The organism is Meridianimaribacter sp. CL38 (assembly GCF_004328055.1).
GTDB classification, from domain to species: Bacteria; Bacteroidota; Bacteroidia; order Flavobacteriales; family Flavobacteriaceae; genus Gaetbulibacter_B; species Gaetbulibacter_B jejuensis.
Genome location: NZ_QKWS01000003.1, coordinates 168,640 through 183,708 on the forward strand (window position 1 = coordinate 168,640; position 15,069 = coordinate 183,708).

Below are 15,069 nucleotides of genomic sequence, written 5' to 3' on the forward strand. Positions count from 1 at the left end.
ATCCATTCATAGGCGAAAATTGTCCATTTTAACACATTGTTTTCTTCTTCAAATTTGCAGTGTCAATAATGACAAGCAATTTAAAATATAAAAAAATGGAAAATTTAACTGCAACGGAATTTAAAGTTCCTACACGAGAAGAAGTATCTCAAAACAATCAAGAAATTTTTGATAATTTAAACAAAGCTCTAGGCTTTGTTCCGAATCTTTATGCTACAATAGCATATTCTGATAATGGTTTAAAACGCTTTTTAGACTACCAAAACGCTAAAACCTCTTTAAACAACAAAGAAAAAGAAGCTGTAAACCTTATTGTAAGTCAGGTAAACGAATGTGTGTATTGCCAAAGTGCACATTTAGTACTTGGTAAAATGAACGGATTTAGCGACGAGCAATTACTAGATATTAGAAAAGGAACAAGTGATAATGCTAAACTAAACGCTTTAGTAAAATTAGCAGCTGATATCACTGAAAACAGAGGAAAAGCTAGTAATGAAAATGTTGCTGATTTCTTTGCTCAAGGTTATACAAAAGAAAACCTTGTAGATGTTATTCTTCAAGTAAGTGACAAAACAGCAATGAACTATTTACACAACCTAACTAAAGTGCCAGTAGACTTTCCTATTGCTGAAAGTATTTAAAACATTCTAAAAAAACAGAGTCTTTTCTTTTAGAAGAGACTCTTTATAACTGATAAAAACAAAACACAATGAAAACACATAGTATTAATTGGCGAAATGCCATTTTAGCAGGTATCACAGGGACTTTAGCTTTTGATTTGATAGGTCTTTTATTCACAGGAACATGGTGGGACATTGCAGGAATAATAGGAGAAAAAACAGGATTAGGTTTAGCGTATGGTGTATTTGGTCATTACTCTAACGGTATATTATTAGCTGTTTTATACGCAGGAATAGCACCATCATTAATTGGCCCTAATTGGCTAAGAGCTCAAATTTTTGTAATTGCAGAAACCATAGCACTTGTTTGGTTTTTTATGTTTCCACTTTTAGGTGCTGGTGTTGCTGGTTTAGAAGCTGGAGCAATGCTACCAATACTTTCAATGGTAAGGCACTTAGCATATGGTGTTCCTTTATGGTTTTTTATTCATAAGTTTCAACAACAAGAACTAAGTAGTAAAGCCACAATAAAAGCCTAATGATAATTAATCCAATACACAAACAACCTTTTTCATTCTAAAATCAAAATGAAGAAGGTTGTTAACACAACCAAAAACACATTAAAAATGAATACAGAAATAAAACACCCAATTCCTCCATTTAATGAAGAAACTGCAAGATTAAAAGTACAAATGGCTGAAGATGCTTGGAACTCTAAAGATCCAGTAAAAGTATCTAAAGCATATACAATAGATTCTGAATGGAGAAATAGAACTCAGTTCATTAATGGAAGAACTGAAATTATTGCGTTTTTAACCAAAAAATGGAATAACGAAAGACACTACAAACTAAAAAAAGAGCTTTGGGGATTTAAAGACAATAGAATGGCTGTGAGGTTTGAGTATGAATTTCAAGATAATAACGACCAATGGTATAGAGCCTACGGAAATGAGCTTTGGGAATTTGATGAAAATGGGCTTATGCAAAAGCGTTACGCAAGCATAAATGATTTAAAAATTGAAGAAAGCGACAGACGATTATAAAACCTAACAATCAACAACACAATGAATAGAAGGCTTTTAGGAAATGTATTAATTGTTATACTCCTTGTTTTATTAGGTTCAGGTATAGCTATGTACATCATACCATTTAGCAAAGGTCTTGCTTCTTTGCATACAGTTTTTGGTTTCTTGTTTGTATTAACTATGGTATTCCATATAATCAATAACAAAAAACCACTCTTTAACTACATCACGGGAAATAGAAAACCACGTTTTCAAAAACTTCAAGCGCCATTTATTTTTAGCATTATTGTAGCTCTAGCTTTTGGTCTATATTTTAATATACCTTTATTAAATGGCGTTTATAATTTTGGTAATCAGTTAAGAAATAAAAAACTAGGGAAAGTTGAAACACCTTTTGAGTATGAAGTCATAGAACTCTCTAATGCTAATGGTCATCATAATTTTGAAATAGAATTAAAAAAAGGCAATGCTTTTCAATATCCTTTGTTCGCTATATGGTTAGAGGATAGTCTTGGTAATTATATAGAAACGCTTTATATTTCTAGAGTAATAGCATCAAGTACATTTGATTATGGTAAAAACGTTGACGGTAAATGGCAATCTGCAGTAAAAAGACGTCCTGAAGCTTTACCATATTGGTCTCATAAAAGAGGTATAAAAGCATCAGATGGTTTATATATGCCGCTTAATAACGCTACAGATATTGATGCTGTTTCGGGTGCAACACCTACAGGGAATTTTATTATTAAATCTAAAAGTGATTTGAACGATTTAAAACACCATAAAGTAATGCTAGAAGTAAATCAATCTTACGATTGGAATAACTATTACACCAAAGATAAATTTCCTGATGATGACATATATTCTGGTTCTGGTCAAGTTGGTCAACCATCATTAATTTATGCTACAGAGGTATCACCTCTCAACATTAAAGACAATACGTATAAAATAATGCAACTTATAGGTCATGGACATCATTCAGGAAAAAATGGCAACCTTTACAAGGATCTTTCGCACATTAGCACAGCAAAACAAATTATAGATAGAGTAATTCTAAAAGTACACTAACAAGCAATAATGATTATGGAACAAAGAGATAGCTTTACGCTCACAAACCCACAAACAGGTAATTTAGCATTCAAACTATGTTATTTTGAACGTAACAATCCTTTTGACCATATAGACAAACACAACTATTACTCCCTTATTTGGATACAACAAGGTAGCGGAATTATAAAAGCCGATTTTAACACTTATAATTTTACGTCAAATACGTTATTGTCGTTTTCACCTCATCAACCTTTTTTACTTGAAGCTGAAAGTCCTTTGAGTGGTTTAGTCATAAATTTTCATCCAGATTTTTTTTGTATTCATAAACACCATAAAGAAGTAGCTTGTCATGGTGTATTATTTAATAATATTTACAATCCTCCTTTTGTAGATGTAGATACTAAAGCCCAAGCCAATTTTAATATGGTAGTAGAACAAATTAAAACTGAGATGCAAAATCCTGCTCTAGCACAATATGAATTATTGGTTTCTTACTTAAAGATTTTTTTAATTACTGCATCAAGGTTAAAGACCGAGCAACAGTCTGAAATACAAAAAGAACGTAGTGATACAGAAGAACCATTTATACTTCAAAATTTAAAAAACTACATTGAAACACATTATAAAACCAAGCACTCTGCTAGTGAATATGCTGATATGCTTGCAATAACACCCAAAGCTCTTACCAAGTTAACCAAAGCCCACTTTAACAAAACACTAACCGATTTAATTTCTGAACGTATAATTATAGAAGCCAAACGAGAACTCTATTTAACCAACAAAACTGTAAAAGAAATAGCTTTTGAATTAGGTTATAATGATGAATATTACTTTAGTAGATTTTTTAAGAAAAATGCCGAAGTATCTCCTCAATTGTATAGAGACACTGTAGGATTTGATAGAATATCAGCCTTACAATAATATAACTCAAAAATAGTATCTTTATTCATTCAAACTATTTCAATTACTACTATTGGTGTTTGGGCAACCTTGAAAAGTTAATGAATCGTGAAATAATAGACATAAACGACTGCACAATTTTATTAGAAGAAGCTTCAACTAATACTACTTTAGTTGATTCCTGCTTTTTTGACGAACCAGTAATAGCTATAGCCTTTTATGGTGCTGGCGATGTTGGTTTAAACGTAAAATACAACGAAAAAACTAAAACATTTCATCATACTAAAGGTATGGTGCTTTCGTTTTATGCTGATGAAAAAGTAGAATTTGAGCACCTAGTTTCATCACAAAAACCATTACAATGCTTGGTGATAGCAACGAGTTTAAGAAATTTAGATAAGCTACCTAATGGTGAAGGTCAATTTCTAGAACAATTTTTACACCAACTAGTACATCCAAAAGATCATTATGTAGAAGGTCCTGTTTTTAAAATGAGTCCTGAAATGTTTCTATTAGTTGAACAGTTCTTTAGCAACACTTATGAAGGAGGCATTAAAATGATGTTTTACAAAAGCCACATGACGGCTTTACTTTCACATTACTTCGGACAATTAGCAAGTCAACAATCAACAAAAATAAATGTTGAACAACTTGAAAAAATTAATCTTGCGCAAGAAATCCTATTATCTAATTTAGAGAACCCACCTTCACTTACCGAACTTGCCCATAAAATAGGCGCCAACACTAACACTCTAAAAAAAGAATTTAAAGCCCAATTTGGTGTTCCTGTTTTTAAGTACTTACAAAATGAGCGTTTAAATAAGGCACACAATCTCATAAAAAAAGAGCGCACAACCATCCAAGAAGCTGCTTGGGCTGTAGGTTATGACAGCCTAGGCTCATTCTCAAATGCTTTTGAAAAAAAATTTGGCTACAGACCTAGCCAAGTCTAAAATGCTTTTCGAATAAATCTTAATGCTTTTTAAATAAATAGCTGATTTACAATAGCTATAGATTTGTATCATAATTAAAAAATCAAAAATTATGATTAGCAATCGGTTACTTAGTATTATATGCGCCATTATAGTATGGGTTTTGGGTGTTAGCTTTTATTTGACATCGTTTTACATCAACATCTTAGAAAACCCTGAGCGACAAGCCAATATTATATTAGCATTGTCAATTGTACCAAATGCTTGTCTTGGAACCTATTTGTTTTACAAAAAAGGACAAATGAAGCCCTCAACATTAGCACTAATATTTGTACTTATTGCTGTTTTACTTGATGCTTTAATTACTGTTCCTGTTTTTATAATTCCTGAAGAAGGTAGTTATTCTAGCTTTTTCTCAGACCCTGTATTTTATGCCATTGCAGTTGAACTTTACTTTATAGTATTCTATTTCGGGAGTCATTTAACTAAAAACAAAACATCATGAAAACTTCAATATTTTTTATCACAGTTTTACTAAATGCACTTTCTGTTGGATTCTTCTTTGCTTGGTCAGTTTCGGTGATTTTAGGAACAAAAAAAGTTGGTGACCTTACTTATCTAGAAACTATGCAAAGCATTAATAAAGAAATTCTTAATCCTGTATTTTTTATCGTTTTTTTCGGGAGCTTAATCACTTTAATTTTAAATGCAGCTCTACAAAACAATAATAAACTAATGTTTTGGCTCTTATTAACTTCTGCAATTATATATCTCATAGGCACTTTTGGTGTTACTGCATTTGGAAATGTGCCCTTAAACAATGAATTAGATGCATTAGACATCAAAGCATTAAATATAAACGAATTAAAAAACTTCAGAGACTATTACGAAAGTAACTGGAACCAATATCATAACATAAGAACCCTATCAAATATGATTTCATTTATTCTTTTACTCATTTCAATTTTTATTCAAAAACTATTTTAAATCAATCAAATTATGAACAGTAACATTTTAATTATCGGAGGAACAGGGAAAACTGGTCGTCGAGTAGTAGAGCAATTACAAAAGAAAGGTATACAACCTAGAATTGGATCAAGACAAGCAACACCAAGCTTTGATTGGGACGATAAAAACACTTGGATTGAATCCTTAAAAGGCATTGAAAAAATGTATATCACCTATTACCCTGATTTAGCAGTACCAGGAGCTAAAGAAGCAATAGAAAGTTTAACTTATTTAGCTAAAGAACTTGGTGTAAAAAAAATTGTTTTGCTTTCAGGAAAAGGCGAAGTTGAAGCTGAAGCTTGCGAAGCCATTGTAAAGAATTCTGGTGTAGATTATACCATTGTAAGAGCATCTTGGTTTAACCAAAATTGGAGCGAAAGCTTCTTTTTAGACCCAATACTTTCAGGAGAAGTGGCTCTACCAATGTCTAATGTTTTAATTCCGTTTGTAGATGCTAACGATATTGCTGAAGTAGCAGCAACAGTACTATTAGATAATGATTACAATGGAAAAACAATTGAAGTAACAGGTCCTGAACTAATTACTTTTAAAGACATTATTCACACAATCTCTACAGTTACAAATAGAAATTTAAACTTTCATGAGATAACTTTAGAACAGTATATTGAAGGCATGAGGCAAATGCAGTTACCTGAAGATGTAATTTGGCTAATAGAGTATTTATTTAGTAATGTACTTACTAATCCAAATAATCAAAAAATTAGCAATGATATAGAACAAGTATTAGGTAGAAAAGCTAGAACATTTTTGGAATACGCTAGAGAAACTGCTGAAACCGAAGTTTGGAGTACTGCTGAAATTATCAAATAATTTTTTTCAAAAAAAGGTATACTCTTTATTACACTATCTTTGCTTTTATAACTCACACTAAAAGCTAAAACGCTTTAATGAGCTAGCGCAAAAATATGCAACACTTTACACATTACTTTTTACACTTAGTGTTTCCGTTTTTAATAGCCTTTATATTCTTTAGGAAAGACTGGAAAAGAGTATACTTTATTTTATTAGCGACAATGCTTATTGATTTAGATCATCTTTTTGCAAACCCAATATTTCAACACAATAGATGTAGTATTAATTTTCATCCACTACACACCTACTATGCCGCTATTGGTTACTTTGTATTGCTGTTTCTTAAAAAACCACTAAATATTATAGGCATTGGTTTACTGCTGCATTTAATAACTGACTTGATTGATTGTGTCTTTACTTATAGTAGCTGCAAATCTTGTTTAAATAATGCTCCAGCTATTAAACTTATTGAGGGTATATCTAAAATAATTGGATTAAACTGAAAAACAAGATTGTTATAAAATTACTGATGCAATGTTAATACTGTGTTTGTATTTAACTGTTTTAGTTTTAAAATAACATCAGACTTAAAAAGACCTATTTTTCTAAAAAAGTTTGGTTTTTTATCTACAACACACATTATTTCATTGCGATGAGATTGTGCATAAGCCTTAAGCTGATTATTAGTTTTAGCATATTTTAAATCAACATGTGCATTTTGAAATTTACTTAAATACAGCATAAAGGCTTCTAAGTTATCCTTGATTTGCTCTGAAAGTTTATGTTCTTCTTCTAAAACCAGTATTCCTATTTCAACTTCTAAACCTCCAAGGCTTTTTCTAAATTGATCAAGTTGCTCATTGTTTAGTTTTTGCTTAAAATTTGAAGCTATGGTTAAACTTAAGCGTTTGCCTAACTTAACATTTGAAGGAATTATTAAAATTGGACAATCTCTAACACTGTTTAAAATTTCATCATTAGTTTTTTCTACTTTTTTGTTTCCTCCACTGGTTAATAAAACTAAGTCGACACCCAAATGAGCTTGATGTTTTTTTACAGCATTAACTAAACTAGAACATTCAGTTATTGCATGAAAATTATGAGACTCTACTTTACTTAAAGAAATACAACGTTCTATTAGTTTGCCTAATTTACTCTCAGACTCTTGTTTAGGTCTTTCATACCACTCTTCATCGGCATGCAGCAATTCTAAAGCATCTAATCCATTAACACTAAATGTGTAGGCATGTAAAAAATAAAATTCACATACTTCGTGCTTAAAGAGTTTTAAAATAGCGTCAATAGCTTTTTCATTTGCAGTCGAAAAATCAGTTGGGATTAAAATTTTTTTCATCTTTTCTTCAGTTTTAAATATTACTCTTTATACTTAGGCTAACCGCAAAGTCAATCTCTTTGCGGTTATAAAAACAAAACTAACAACACTATAACTCACTATTAACTAATGAATGATGTTAAAACCGCCTAAGTATTTTTCTTTTTTAACTTACCTTCTCCTATAGGTTATCAATGTTTTATAAATAGCTATTTTCAACTCATTGTAATCTTTTATCAATTGTTGATATTGCTGTCTTTTATTTTCATGCTGTTTTACTCTAACTTCATCATAAGGCACTTTACCATATTCAAACTCGGTTTTTAACGATTGCTCATATTTACACAAAGCAGCAACCATTAAGACATTTTTTCGCCTTATAGACTTTACATGATTTACAACAGCTAAGCTTTTTATTAATTGAGTACCTATAGTATTTAAGTAGGTTAAATCTTCATTGTTATTTTCTAAAACTTCAAGCCACTGCTCTATTTCTTTAATATCCTTTTTTATACAAAGCCTTCTATAGGCATCTATTATTGTTTGTTGAAATTGCATTAAACAAACGGAGGAATTAAGTCATTTTTAAAAGCGCAAACTTGCCTTTCACTTTTTTAAAAAAATCATCTTTTAAACGTCTATATTTATCTAAATGATAGAGGTAACTTCTTCGGTAACTTTCGTGTTCTGTTATATATACCATATCACATTGTGTGTCTTCACACTCAACAATATGACTTCGTGATACAGAGTATTTCACTAAAGCATTTAGAAGTGTATCGTTTTCTTTTTGTTTTTTCTTAAAATGTGCTAAAACGTTTATATTATTTATTTTATCATCCATATTGTGTGTACAAATAGACACCAGATTAGCAAGCTCTTTTTTTATGTATTCTAGATGAGCTATCCAGTTATCTAATTCTACACTATTGATTTTGTGTGTTAAATCAACATCAGTATCATGATTATAAATTTCGTTTTCTACTTTTTTCATAGTTTACCTTAAATTACTGTACCTACGTCACTAAGTGTCTCTTCTTGTTCAACTTTTACAATCTTAACTTCTTGCTTACCATTTGGAAAATCCCACAGAACCGTATCACCTTCAGAATAACCAAATAGCGCTGAACCCAAAGGCGTTAAAACAGAAATTTTATTGCTCTTAAAGTCTTTTTCTATTGGAGTAACTACTTGTATTGTTCTTTGTATGTCATTACTAAAAGCTACAGTAACCATACTGTTAAACCTTACTATATCTGTAGGCATTAATTCGTGATCAACAATATGAGCAGTCTTTAACTCTTCAGAAAAACTCATTAAGCACTTCTGTGTTTCGTGATCTTCAGCATATCCTGATATGTTGAGTATGCGCTTTAAATACACATACTCTTTTTTTTCTAGTATTAGACTTCCATATTTCATCTTCTTTTCTATTTAAAATTAATTAAGGGAAAATACCTCTTTGAACATAAGCTCTTTCTATACGCTGAATAGCAATGCAGTAAGCAGCTGTACGCATATCAATACCTTCTTGTCTTGAATAGTCATACACCTTATCAAACGACTCTTTAAGCTTTTTATCAAGTTTTGCCATAACCTCATTAAGTTGCCACAATTCTCCGTTTCGGTTTTGCAACCATTCAAAATAGCTTCCTACTACTCCACCTGAATTACATAAAATATCAGGTATTATAGTTATACCTCTTTTTAAAAGAATTTTCTCTCCTTCAACATTAGTTGGTCCATTAGCTCCTTCAGCAATTAACTGTGCTTTAATTTTTGAAGCATTGTCTTTGGTAATTTGATTGCCTAATGCAGCAGGAATACAGATGTCGCAATCAAGTCCAAAAAATTTATCGTTATCTACAGGTTGAGCTTGAGGAAAATTAACGATACTTCCTTCGTTAATTTGACTGTAGTTATACAAGTCTTCAACCTTTATTCCTTTTGGATTTTGTATACTTCCGTTTGCATCTTGTACTGCTACTAATTTTGCACCATCTTGCTCTAAAAAGTAAGCTGCCCAATAACCAACATTGCCAAAGCCTTGTACGATAAATTTTTTATCGGTTAATACTTGAGCATTTTTTTCGGCCCAAAACTTTATGGAAAGGTAAACTCCATAACCAGTTGCTCTGTCACGTCCTTCTAAGCCACCACTACCTGCAGGTTTTCCTGTTACTACATGCTGGTTTGCCGAACGTTGCGCTGGTGGACGCGTACTCATGTACGTGTCAGCCATCCACGCCATTGTTTGACTATTAGTATTTACATCTGGAGCTGGAATATCATGTTCTGGACCAATATTATCTGCTAGCGCATAAGTAAAACGTCTTGTAATACGCTCTAGTTCTGATTGGGAATATTTTGAAGGGTCTAATTTAATACCTCCTTTTCCTCCTCCATAAGGCAATCCTGCCAAAGAGGTTTTCCAGGTCATCCACATTGCTAATGCTCTAGCTGCATCAATATCAACTGTTGGATGATAACGAAGTCCGCCTTTATATGGACCTAAAGCATTATTGTGTTGTACACGGTAACCTGTAAAAACCTCAACATCACCATTATCCATCTTTACAGGGAAATTCACAATAATTTCGTTATTGGTAATGCTTAATATTTTTTTGATGTTAGGATGTAGTTTTATTTGGTTTGCAGCACTTTCAAACTGCTCCATAACATTATCCATCATGCCTCTTACAGGCACTTTCTTTTCTTCTTTTTTTATTTGTTTTGTTAATGTTGTCATTCTTTTTGCTACTTCTTTAATTGAATTTATTTTTTTAATTGTTATTTAAAATATCTGTTGCTTATGCTTCTTTCGTGATATTTCTCGTTTAAATACTTGTTAATTCTAGAGGCTTTTTTATTGCTTATTGCTTGCTTTGGAATAACAGCTGCTATTAATGTATTTAAGTTCATCTTCTCTTTCTTTTTAAAAAAATTAAACTAATTCTGTTTCGAGTTTTGCTGTCTTATTTAAAACTTCGTTCTCTGGTAAATGGTTTTCTTCAAAACCTTTTTCATCATACTCACTACAAGACCATACCTTATCCTTTTGAGTTGTTAAAACACAACTAGACATGTGTAAACAACTTGGACAAATATTAATGTGATTCATATAAAAAATGATTTAGTATTTATTATGTACCACTATAGGCAATGCATGTGCCAAACGAATTACACAGGTATATAAAAAAACCTCAAAACCCTTTATTTACAAGGTGTTTTGAGGTTTTAAAAATTGCTTTTCACTTTTTTACACTGGTACTTATTTCCCCTAATGTGTAAAAACGTATCAGCTAAATTTTAATCCATAAGTTTTTGTCGGATAGTTTTTCTATCTATTTGAAGAATCTCTGCTGCTTTAGTTTTATTGTTTCCTGTAGCTCTTAGCACTTTTTCTATGTATTTTTTCTCCATAACACGAAGTGGTACAAGCTCATCAGTTGGTGTGTCAATTGTATATTTTAACCGCTCTGGAATATGTTCAACATCAATTATTTTGTCACTCATAATTACTGCTCGTTGAACAATGTTTTCTAACTCTCTAATATTTCCTGGCCAATCGTATCGTTTTAGTATTTGTAGTGCTTCTGGAGTTATTTTTAAAAACCTATCTTTATATTCAATACCATACTTTAAAAGAAACTTATCTACCAATAAACCAATGTCATCTTTACGGTTTCTTAGAGGAGGAATACTTATTTCTACTACTGATAATCGATAAAACAAATCTTCTCTAAAGGTTTGATTTTTTATCATACTCAACAAATCATTATTTGTAGCAGCTATAATACGCACATCTATTTTTTCGGCTTTGGTTGTTCCTACTTTAATTACTTCTTTTTCTTGAAGTACGCGTAGTAATCTAGACTGAACAGCCAATGAAGCGTTACCTATTTCATCTAAAAAAATTGTACCTCCATGTGCTGCTTGAAAAAACCCGTCTTTGTTAGTTTCTGCTCCAGTAAACGCACCTTTTACATAACCAAATAACTCGGCTTCCAAAAGATTTTCAGGAATTGCACCACAGTTTACTGCTACAAAAGGTGCTCTTGAGAATTTCCCTTGATAGTGAATAGCTCTTGCGACAAGCTCTTTACCTGTTCCACTTTCACCTTGTATATAGATTGTTGCTTTATTGTTTTTAACACGATCAATAATTTCAAAAACAGTTTTTATGCTTTCAGAATTTCCTATAATATCTCCATAAGCTTTTTGCTCTGTAGTGATTGTGTTTTTTTCGTCTGTAGTGGTTTCAGAAGTCCCTATCGCTTTTTGTAAAGCTTCTTTTAATTCTTCTTTTGTAAATGGTTTAGTAAGATAATCTACAACACCAGATTTTATAGCTTGCAACGACCCTTGTACCGAAGGATAACCTGTTATTACCAATGCTGGCATTTTAGGGTAATGCTCTGAAGCAAACTTAATAAGCTCAAAACCATCAACCTCAGGCATTTTTAAATCTGTAATTAATAAATGTATATGTGTATCTCTCAAAATTATTACAGCTTCTTTTACAGACACAGCCTTAAAGACGTGGTAATTCCAAGATTGTAAATGTCGTTGTAATAATTCTAAAATATGAATATCATCATCAACTATAAGTATATTTTCCTTTCTTAATTTCATAATACTGCTACTTATTTATAGGCAATTTTATAATGAATAATGCACCTTTATCTGGATTATTGTTTTTAGCTACTATAGAACCTTTATGAGACGCAACAATACCATGCACAACACTTAGCCCTAAACCTGTTCCTTCTCCATGAGGTTTGGTCGTAAAAAAAGGCTGAAAGACTCTATCTAAATCGGTTTTTTTAAATCCGCTACCTTGGTCAGAAATTTTTAAAACTATATCGCTTTTTGTACTGTAAGCTTCTATCGTTATCATGCTATTTTTTGGTGAAAAATAAATAGCATTAATTAATAAGTTGAAAAGGATTTGAGTCATTTGAATTTGGTCTGCACGCAAAAACAGTTCGTCTTCAAAAATTTTCAATTCATAATTAACTTGTTCTTTTTTAAAAGTTGCGTCTAAAAGTTTAATGGCATTATGAATACTTGGAATTAAATCTATCAGTTTCATTTCCTGAGGCATTTCGCATGCAAAAAACATTAGCTTTTTAACTACTTCTCTCGAAAAAATAGCATTTTGAATTATTTTATCTAAGTCGGAAACCGCTTTTTTATTAGACTTTAAATCTTCTCTAAGTAACTCACCAAATCCTAGAATGTTAGCTAAAGGTGTATTGAGTTCATGTGATATTCCTGCGGTTATTTTTCCTAAAATATTTAAACGGTCAGCATGCTCCATTTGGCGCTTTAATGAAATCTCGTTTTTTTGAATTTCTATACGCTCCAAAAGGCTTCCTATTTTTAAAGCCACACTGTCTAATAGTTGTTTTTCTTCTCTTAAAAAATTAATGTGCTGTGCTTTAGACTTCTCTAAATAAACCTCTAGCTTCCCTCTTTCAGTATTAAAAATATTGATAGTTGAGCTTATCTTTAAATCTTTATCAAGAAAATCATTTGTTGCGATTTTTATAGACTCACAATCAATTAAAACATTAGTTTTTTTAGGGTATTGAAACGCTTTTTTTAAACTAAACGCTATGGCTTTTAAGGTGTCTTCAACCAATTCATAATCTGAATTTGCTATAATTGAAGACACCTCATATAGGCAAGTTAATTCTTTTATTCGCTCTTTTAAGGCTGATTCTGTTTCATTCATCATATACTACTTCTATTTTTATATCCTTCTAAATTCAACCTCTTATTACACAAACAAATTTACTCAATTTGAAGATTTAACTGTTCGTTTTCTTAAAATAAGATATCCTAAAACAGCTGAAATTAAAGAGCCTATAAGAATGCCAATTTTAGCAGACGAAATAAACTCTGGTGTTGAAGCAAATGCTAAACTAGCAATGAAAATAGCCATAGTAAACCCTATTCCTGCTATAAAAGACACACCAAAAATATGTCTTGTAGTGATATCATTTGGAATTTGTATTAAGTTAAGTTTTTGAGCTAAAAACACAACAAGCGGAATTCCAAAACCTTTACCAAGTACCAAACACAATACAATATTTACAATTAAAGGAACATCAAGTTCGACTGAACTATTTATAACCACACCAGCATTAGCAAGTGCAAATAGCGGAATGATAAAATACGCTACCCAACCATGAAGATTATGTTCTAAATGCTGTAATGGAGACTGAAATTTGCTCGACCAATCTTCTAAATCATCCATGTGTTCAATTTGTTCTTTTGATAAAATAGGTTTTTGTAAAACACTAGCTGATTTTATGTCATTGAAAATAGTTTCCAACTGAGTTAAAAACGTTGATGTATCAATCTTTTGTCTTATAGGAATTGAAAATGCTAATAAAATACCTGCTACTGTAGGATGCACTCCCGATTTTAAAAACAATAACCATATAATAACACCTGTAAAAAAGGTTACAAACCTAGAGTAAAACCCTCTAAAAGACAGTATGTATAAAAAACCAAGTAAGGCTAACCCTATTAACAATAACACAGTATTAATAGTACCACTATAGAAAATGGCAATTACCAAAACAGCTTCAATATCGTCAACAATAGCAAATGCTATTAAAAACACTTTTAAACTTAAAGGAACTCGCTTTCCTAAAGCATTTAATACTGCTAAAGAAAATGCAATATCAGTAGCCATAGGTATTCCCCAACCTGAAAATGTTTCAGGATTATTGTTAAGCAGCACAAATAACGCTACTGGTATTATTGCACCTCCTAAAGCTCCAAACAAAGGAAAAGCTAACTTTTTAAATGAGTTTAGCTCGCCTATTAATACTTCTCGTTTTATTTCTAACCCAATAAGGAAAAAGAATATTGCCATTAACCCATCATTAATCCAAAGTAACAATGGTTTTTTAAGCTCAAAATTTTCAGAAGCAATTCCAATTTTATACTCCCAAATTGACTTATACAAATCACCATAACCCGAATTGGCCCAAACCAAAGCGATTACAGTAGTTAATAACAATAAAATACCACTCAATCCTTCAATTTTTATGAATTTTTGAAATGGTGAAAGAAATACTCTTTTAAGCATAGGCAATTATATTTATAAACGATTAAATTTTGACTCTCTTTTTATCACAGATAATATACCAAATTCGTTTTAAAAACTGAACGCTTATCGTCAAATACTTTAAACTTAAGTGGTTCTTTACAAAAACTTTTTAGCTCAACTAAATCGCACTGGGTAAATTTTACCCACTAGAGTAAATTTCACTCAGTAGAACCTTAAAATTTGTTGACTATAATTATCCTCACAGCTCTTTAAGTAAAATGCCAAAAGCTGTATCTTTATTCCATAATTTTTTAGAGAT

At 31.3% G+C, this 15,069-nt stretch carries 20 protein-coding genes; 10 read left to right on the plus strand and 10 right to left on the minus strand.

The genetic code is table 11. From position 1 onward, the window contains the following. The first annotated feature begins 95 nt into the window (after positions 1-95). The 10 genes from DMZ43_RS08595 (at position 96) to DMZ43_RS08640 (ending at position 6,851) form a co-directional block, all read left to right on the plus strand. Positions 96-641, plus strand: a complete 546-nt coding sequence (locus tag DMZ43_RS08595) for a carboxymuconolactone decarboxylase family protein (RefSeq protein WP_131507464.1) — start codon at positions 96-98, stop codon at positions 639-641. 68 nt (positions 642-709) lie between these two features. Beyond that, positions 710-1,159: a hypothetical protein gene (locus DMZ43_RS08600; protein ID WP_187347853.1), complete on the plus strand. Its 450-nt coding sequence runs from the start codon at positions 710-712 to the stop codon at positions 1,157-1,159. 87 nt (positions 1,160-1,246) lie between these two features. Next, on the plus strand, positions 1,247-1,663 hold the full coding sequence (locus tag DMZ43_RS08605; RefSeq protein WP_131507466.1) for a nuclear transport factor 2 family protein: 417 nt from the start codon (positions 1,247-1,249) through the stop codon (positions 1,661-1,663). 21 nt (positions 1,664-1,684) lie between these two features. After that, positions 1,685-2,713 (plus strand): hypothetical protein, encoded by a 1,029-nt coding sequence (locus tag DMZ43_RS08610; RefSeq protein ID WP_131507468.1) that lies wholly within the window; start codon positions 1,685-1,687, stop codon positions 2,711-2,713. 15 nt (positions 2,714-2,728) lie between these two features. Further along, the gene (locus DMZ43_RS08615) at positions 2,729-3,616 is read left to right on the plus strand and encodes an AraC family transcriptional regulator (protein ID WP_131507470.1); all 888 of its coding nucleotides are present in this window, start codon (positions 2,729-2,731) and stop codon (positions 3,614-3,616) included. Between the two features lie 80 nt (positions 3,617-3,696). Further along, complete coding sequence (locus DMZ43_RS08620; protein ID WP_131507472.1) at positions 3,697-4,548, plus strand: AraC family transcriptional regulator; 852 nt, start codon at positions 3,697-3,699, stop codon at positions 4,546-4,548. A gap of 91 nt (positions 4,549-4,639) precedes the next feature. Further along, the gene (locus tag DMZ43_RS08625; RefSeq protein ID WP_131507474.1) at positions 4,640-5,032 is read left to right on the plus strand and encodes a DUF5367 family protein; all 393 of its coding nucleotides are present in this window, start codon (positions 4,640-4,642) and stop codon (positions 5,030-5,032) included. Continuing rightward, a complete protein-coding gene (locus DMZ43_RS08630) occupies positions 5,029-5,514 on the plus strand; it encodes a DUF1772 domain-containing protein (protein WP_131507476.1) in 486 nt (161 codons plus the stop codon). The genes DMZ43_RS08625 and DMZ43_RS08630 overlap by 4 nt, the downstream gene beginning before the upstream one ends. Positions 5,515-5,526: 12 nt before the next feature. Beyond that, positions 5,527-6,366 carry an NmrA family NAD(P)-binding protein gene (locus tag DMZ43_RS08635; RefSeq protein WP_131507478.1) on the plus strand — a complete coding sequence of 280 codons (840 nt, stop codon included), beginning with the start codon at positions 5,527-5,529 and terminating at the stop codon, positions 6,364-6,366. Positions 6,367-6,461: 95 nt separating this feature from the next. Further along, positions 6,462-6,851: a DUF6122 family protein gene (locus DMZ43_RS08640; protein ID WP_131507480.1), complete on the plus strand. Its 390-nt coding sequence runs from the start codon at positions 6,462-6,464 to the stop codon at positions 6,849-6,851. Between the two features lie 20 nt (positions 6,852-6,871). On the opposite strand, the gene DMZ43_RS08645 is transcribed toward DMZ43_RS08640, so the two are convergent. From DMZ43_RS08645 to nhaA, 10 genes are all read right to left on the minus strand, one after another. Next, entirely contained in the window at positions 6,872-7,702 is an 831-nt protein-coding gene (locus DMZ43_RS08645; protein ID WP_131507482.1) for a universal stress protein, read from the minus strand. 150 nt (positions 7,703-7,852) lie between these two features. Then, positions 7,853-8,239 (minus strand): hypothetical protein, encoded by a 387-nt coding sequence (locus DMZ43_RS08650; RefSeq protein WP_131507484.1) that lies wholly within the window; start codon positions 8,237-8,239, stop codon positions 7,853-7,855. A 16-nt stretch (positions 8,240-8,255) separates the two neighbouring features. Continuing rightward, positions 8,256-8,675 (minus strand): hypothetical protein, encoded by a 420-nt coding sequence (locus DMZ43_RS08655; RefSeq protein ID WP_129760652.1) that lies wholly within the window; start codon positions 8,673-8,675, stop codon positions 8,256-8,258. Between the two features lie 8 nt (positions 8,676-8,683). Next, entirely contained in the window at positions 8,684-9,103 is a 420-nt protein-coding gene (locus DMZ43_RS08660; protein WP_129760651.1) for a GreA/GreB family elongation factor, read from the minus strand. 22 nt (positions 9,104-9,125) lie between these two features. Beyond that, complete coding sequence (locus tag DMZ43_RS08665; RefSeq protein WP_131507486.1) at positions 9,126-10,430, minus strand: Glu/Leu/Phe/Val dehydrogenase; 1,305 nt, start codon at positions 10,428-10,430, stop codon at positions 9,126-9,128. A 41-nt stretch (positions 10,431-10,471) separates the two neighbouring features. After that, positions 10,472-10,603 (minus strand): hypothetical protein, encoded by a 132-nt coding sequence (locus DMZ43_RS15090; protein WP_255421387.1) that lies wholly within the window; start codon positions 10,601-10,603, stop codon positions 10,472-10,474. Between the two features lie 22 nt (positions 10,604-10,625). Further along, entirely contained in the window at positions 10,626-10,802 is a 177-nt protein-coding gene (locus DMZ43_RS14850; RefSeq protein ID WP_161566744.1) for a hypothetical protein, read from the minus strand. Between the two features lie 188 nt (positions 10,803-10,990). Beyond that, positions 10,991-12,316 carry a sigma-54 dependent transcriptional regulator gene (locus tag DMZ43_RS08670; protein WP_131507488.1) on the minus strand — a complete coding sequence of 442 codons (1,326 nt, stop codon included), beginning with the start codon at positions 12,314-12,316 and terminating at the stop codon, positions 10,991-10,993. Between the two features lie 7 nt (positions 12,317-12,323). Further along, positions 12,324-13,421, minus strand: a complete 1,098-nt coding sequence (locus DMZ43_RS08675; RefSeq protein WP_131508003.1) for a sensor histidine kinase — start codon at positions 13,419-13,421, stop codon at positions 12,324-12,326. A 63-nt stretch (positions 13,422-13,484) separates the two neighbouring features. Further along, positions 13,485-14,789 carry a Na+/H+ antiporter NhaA gene (gene nhaA, locus DMZ43_RS08680; protein ID WP_131507490.1) on the minus strand — a complete coding sequence of 435 codons (1,305 nt, stop codon included), beginning with the start codon at positions 14,787-14,789 and terminating at the stop codon, positions 13,485-13,487. Between the last annotated feature and the right edge of the window lie 280 nt (positions 14,790-15,069).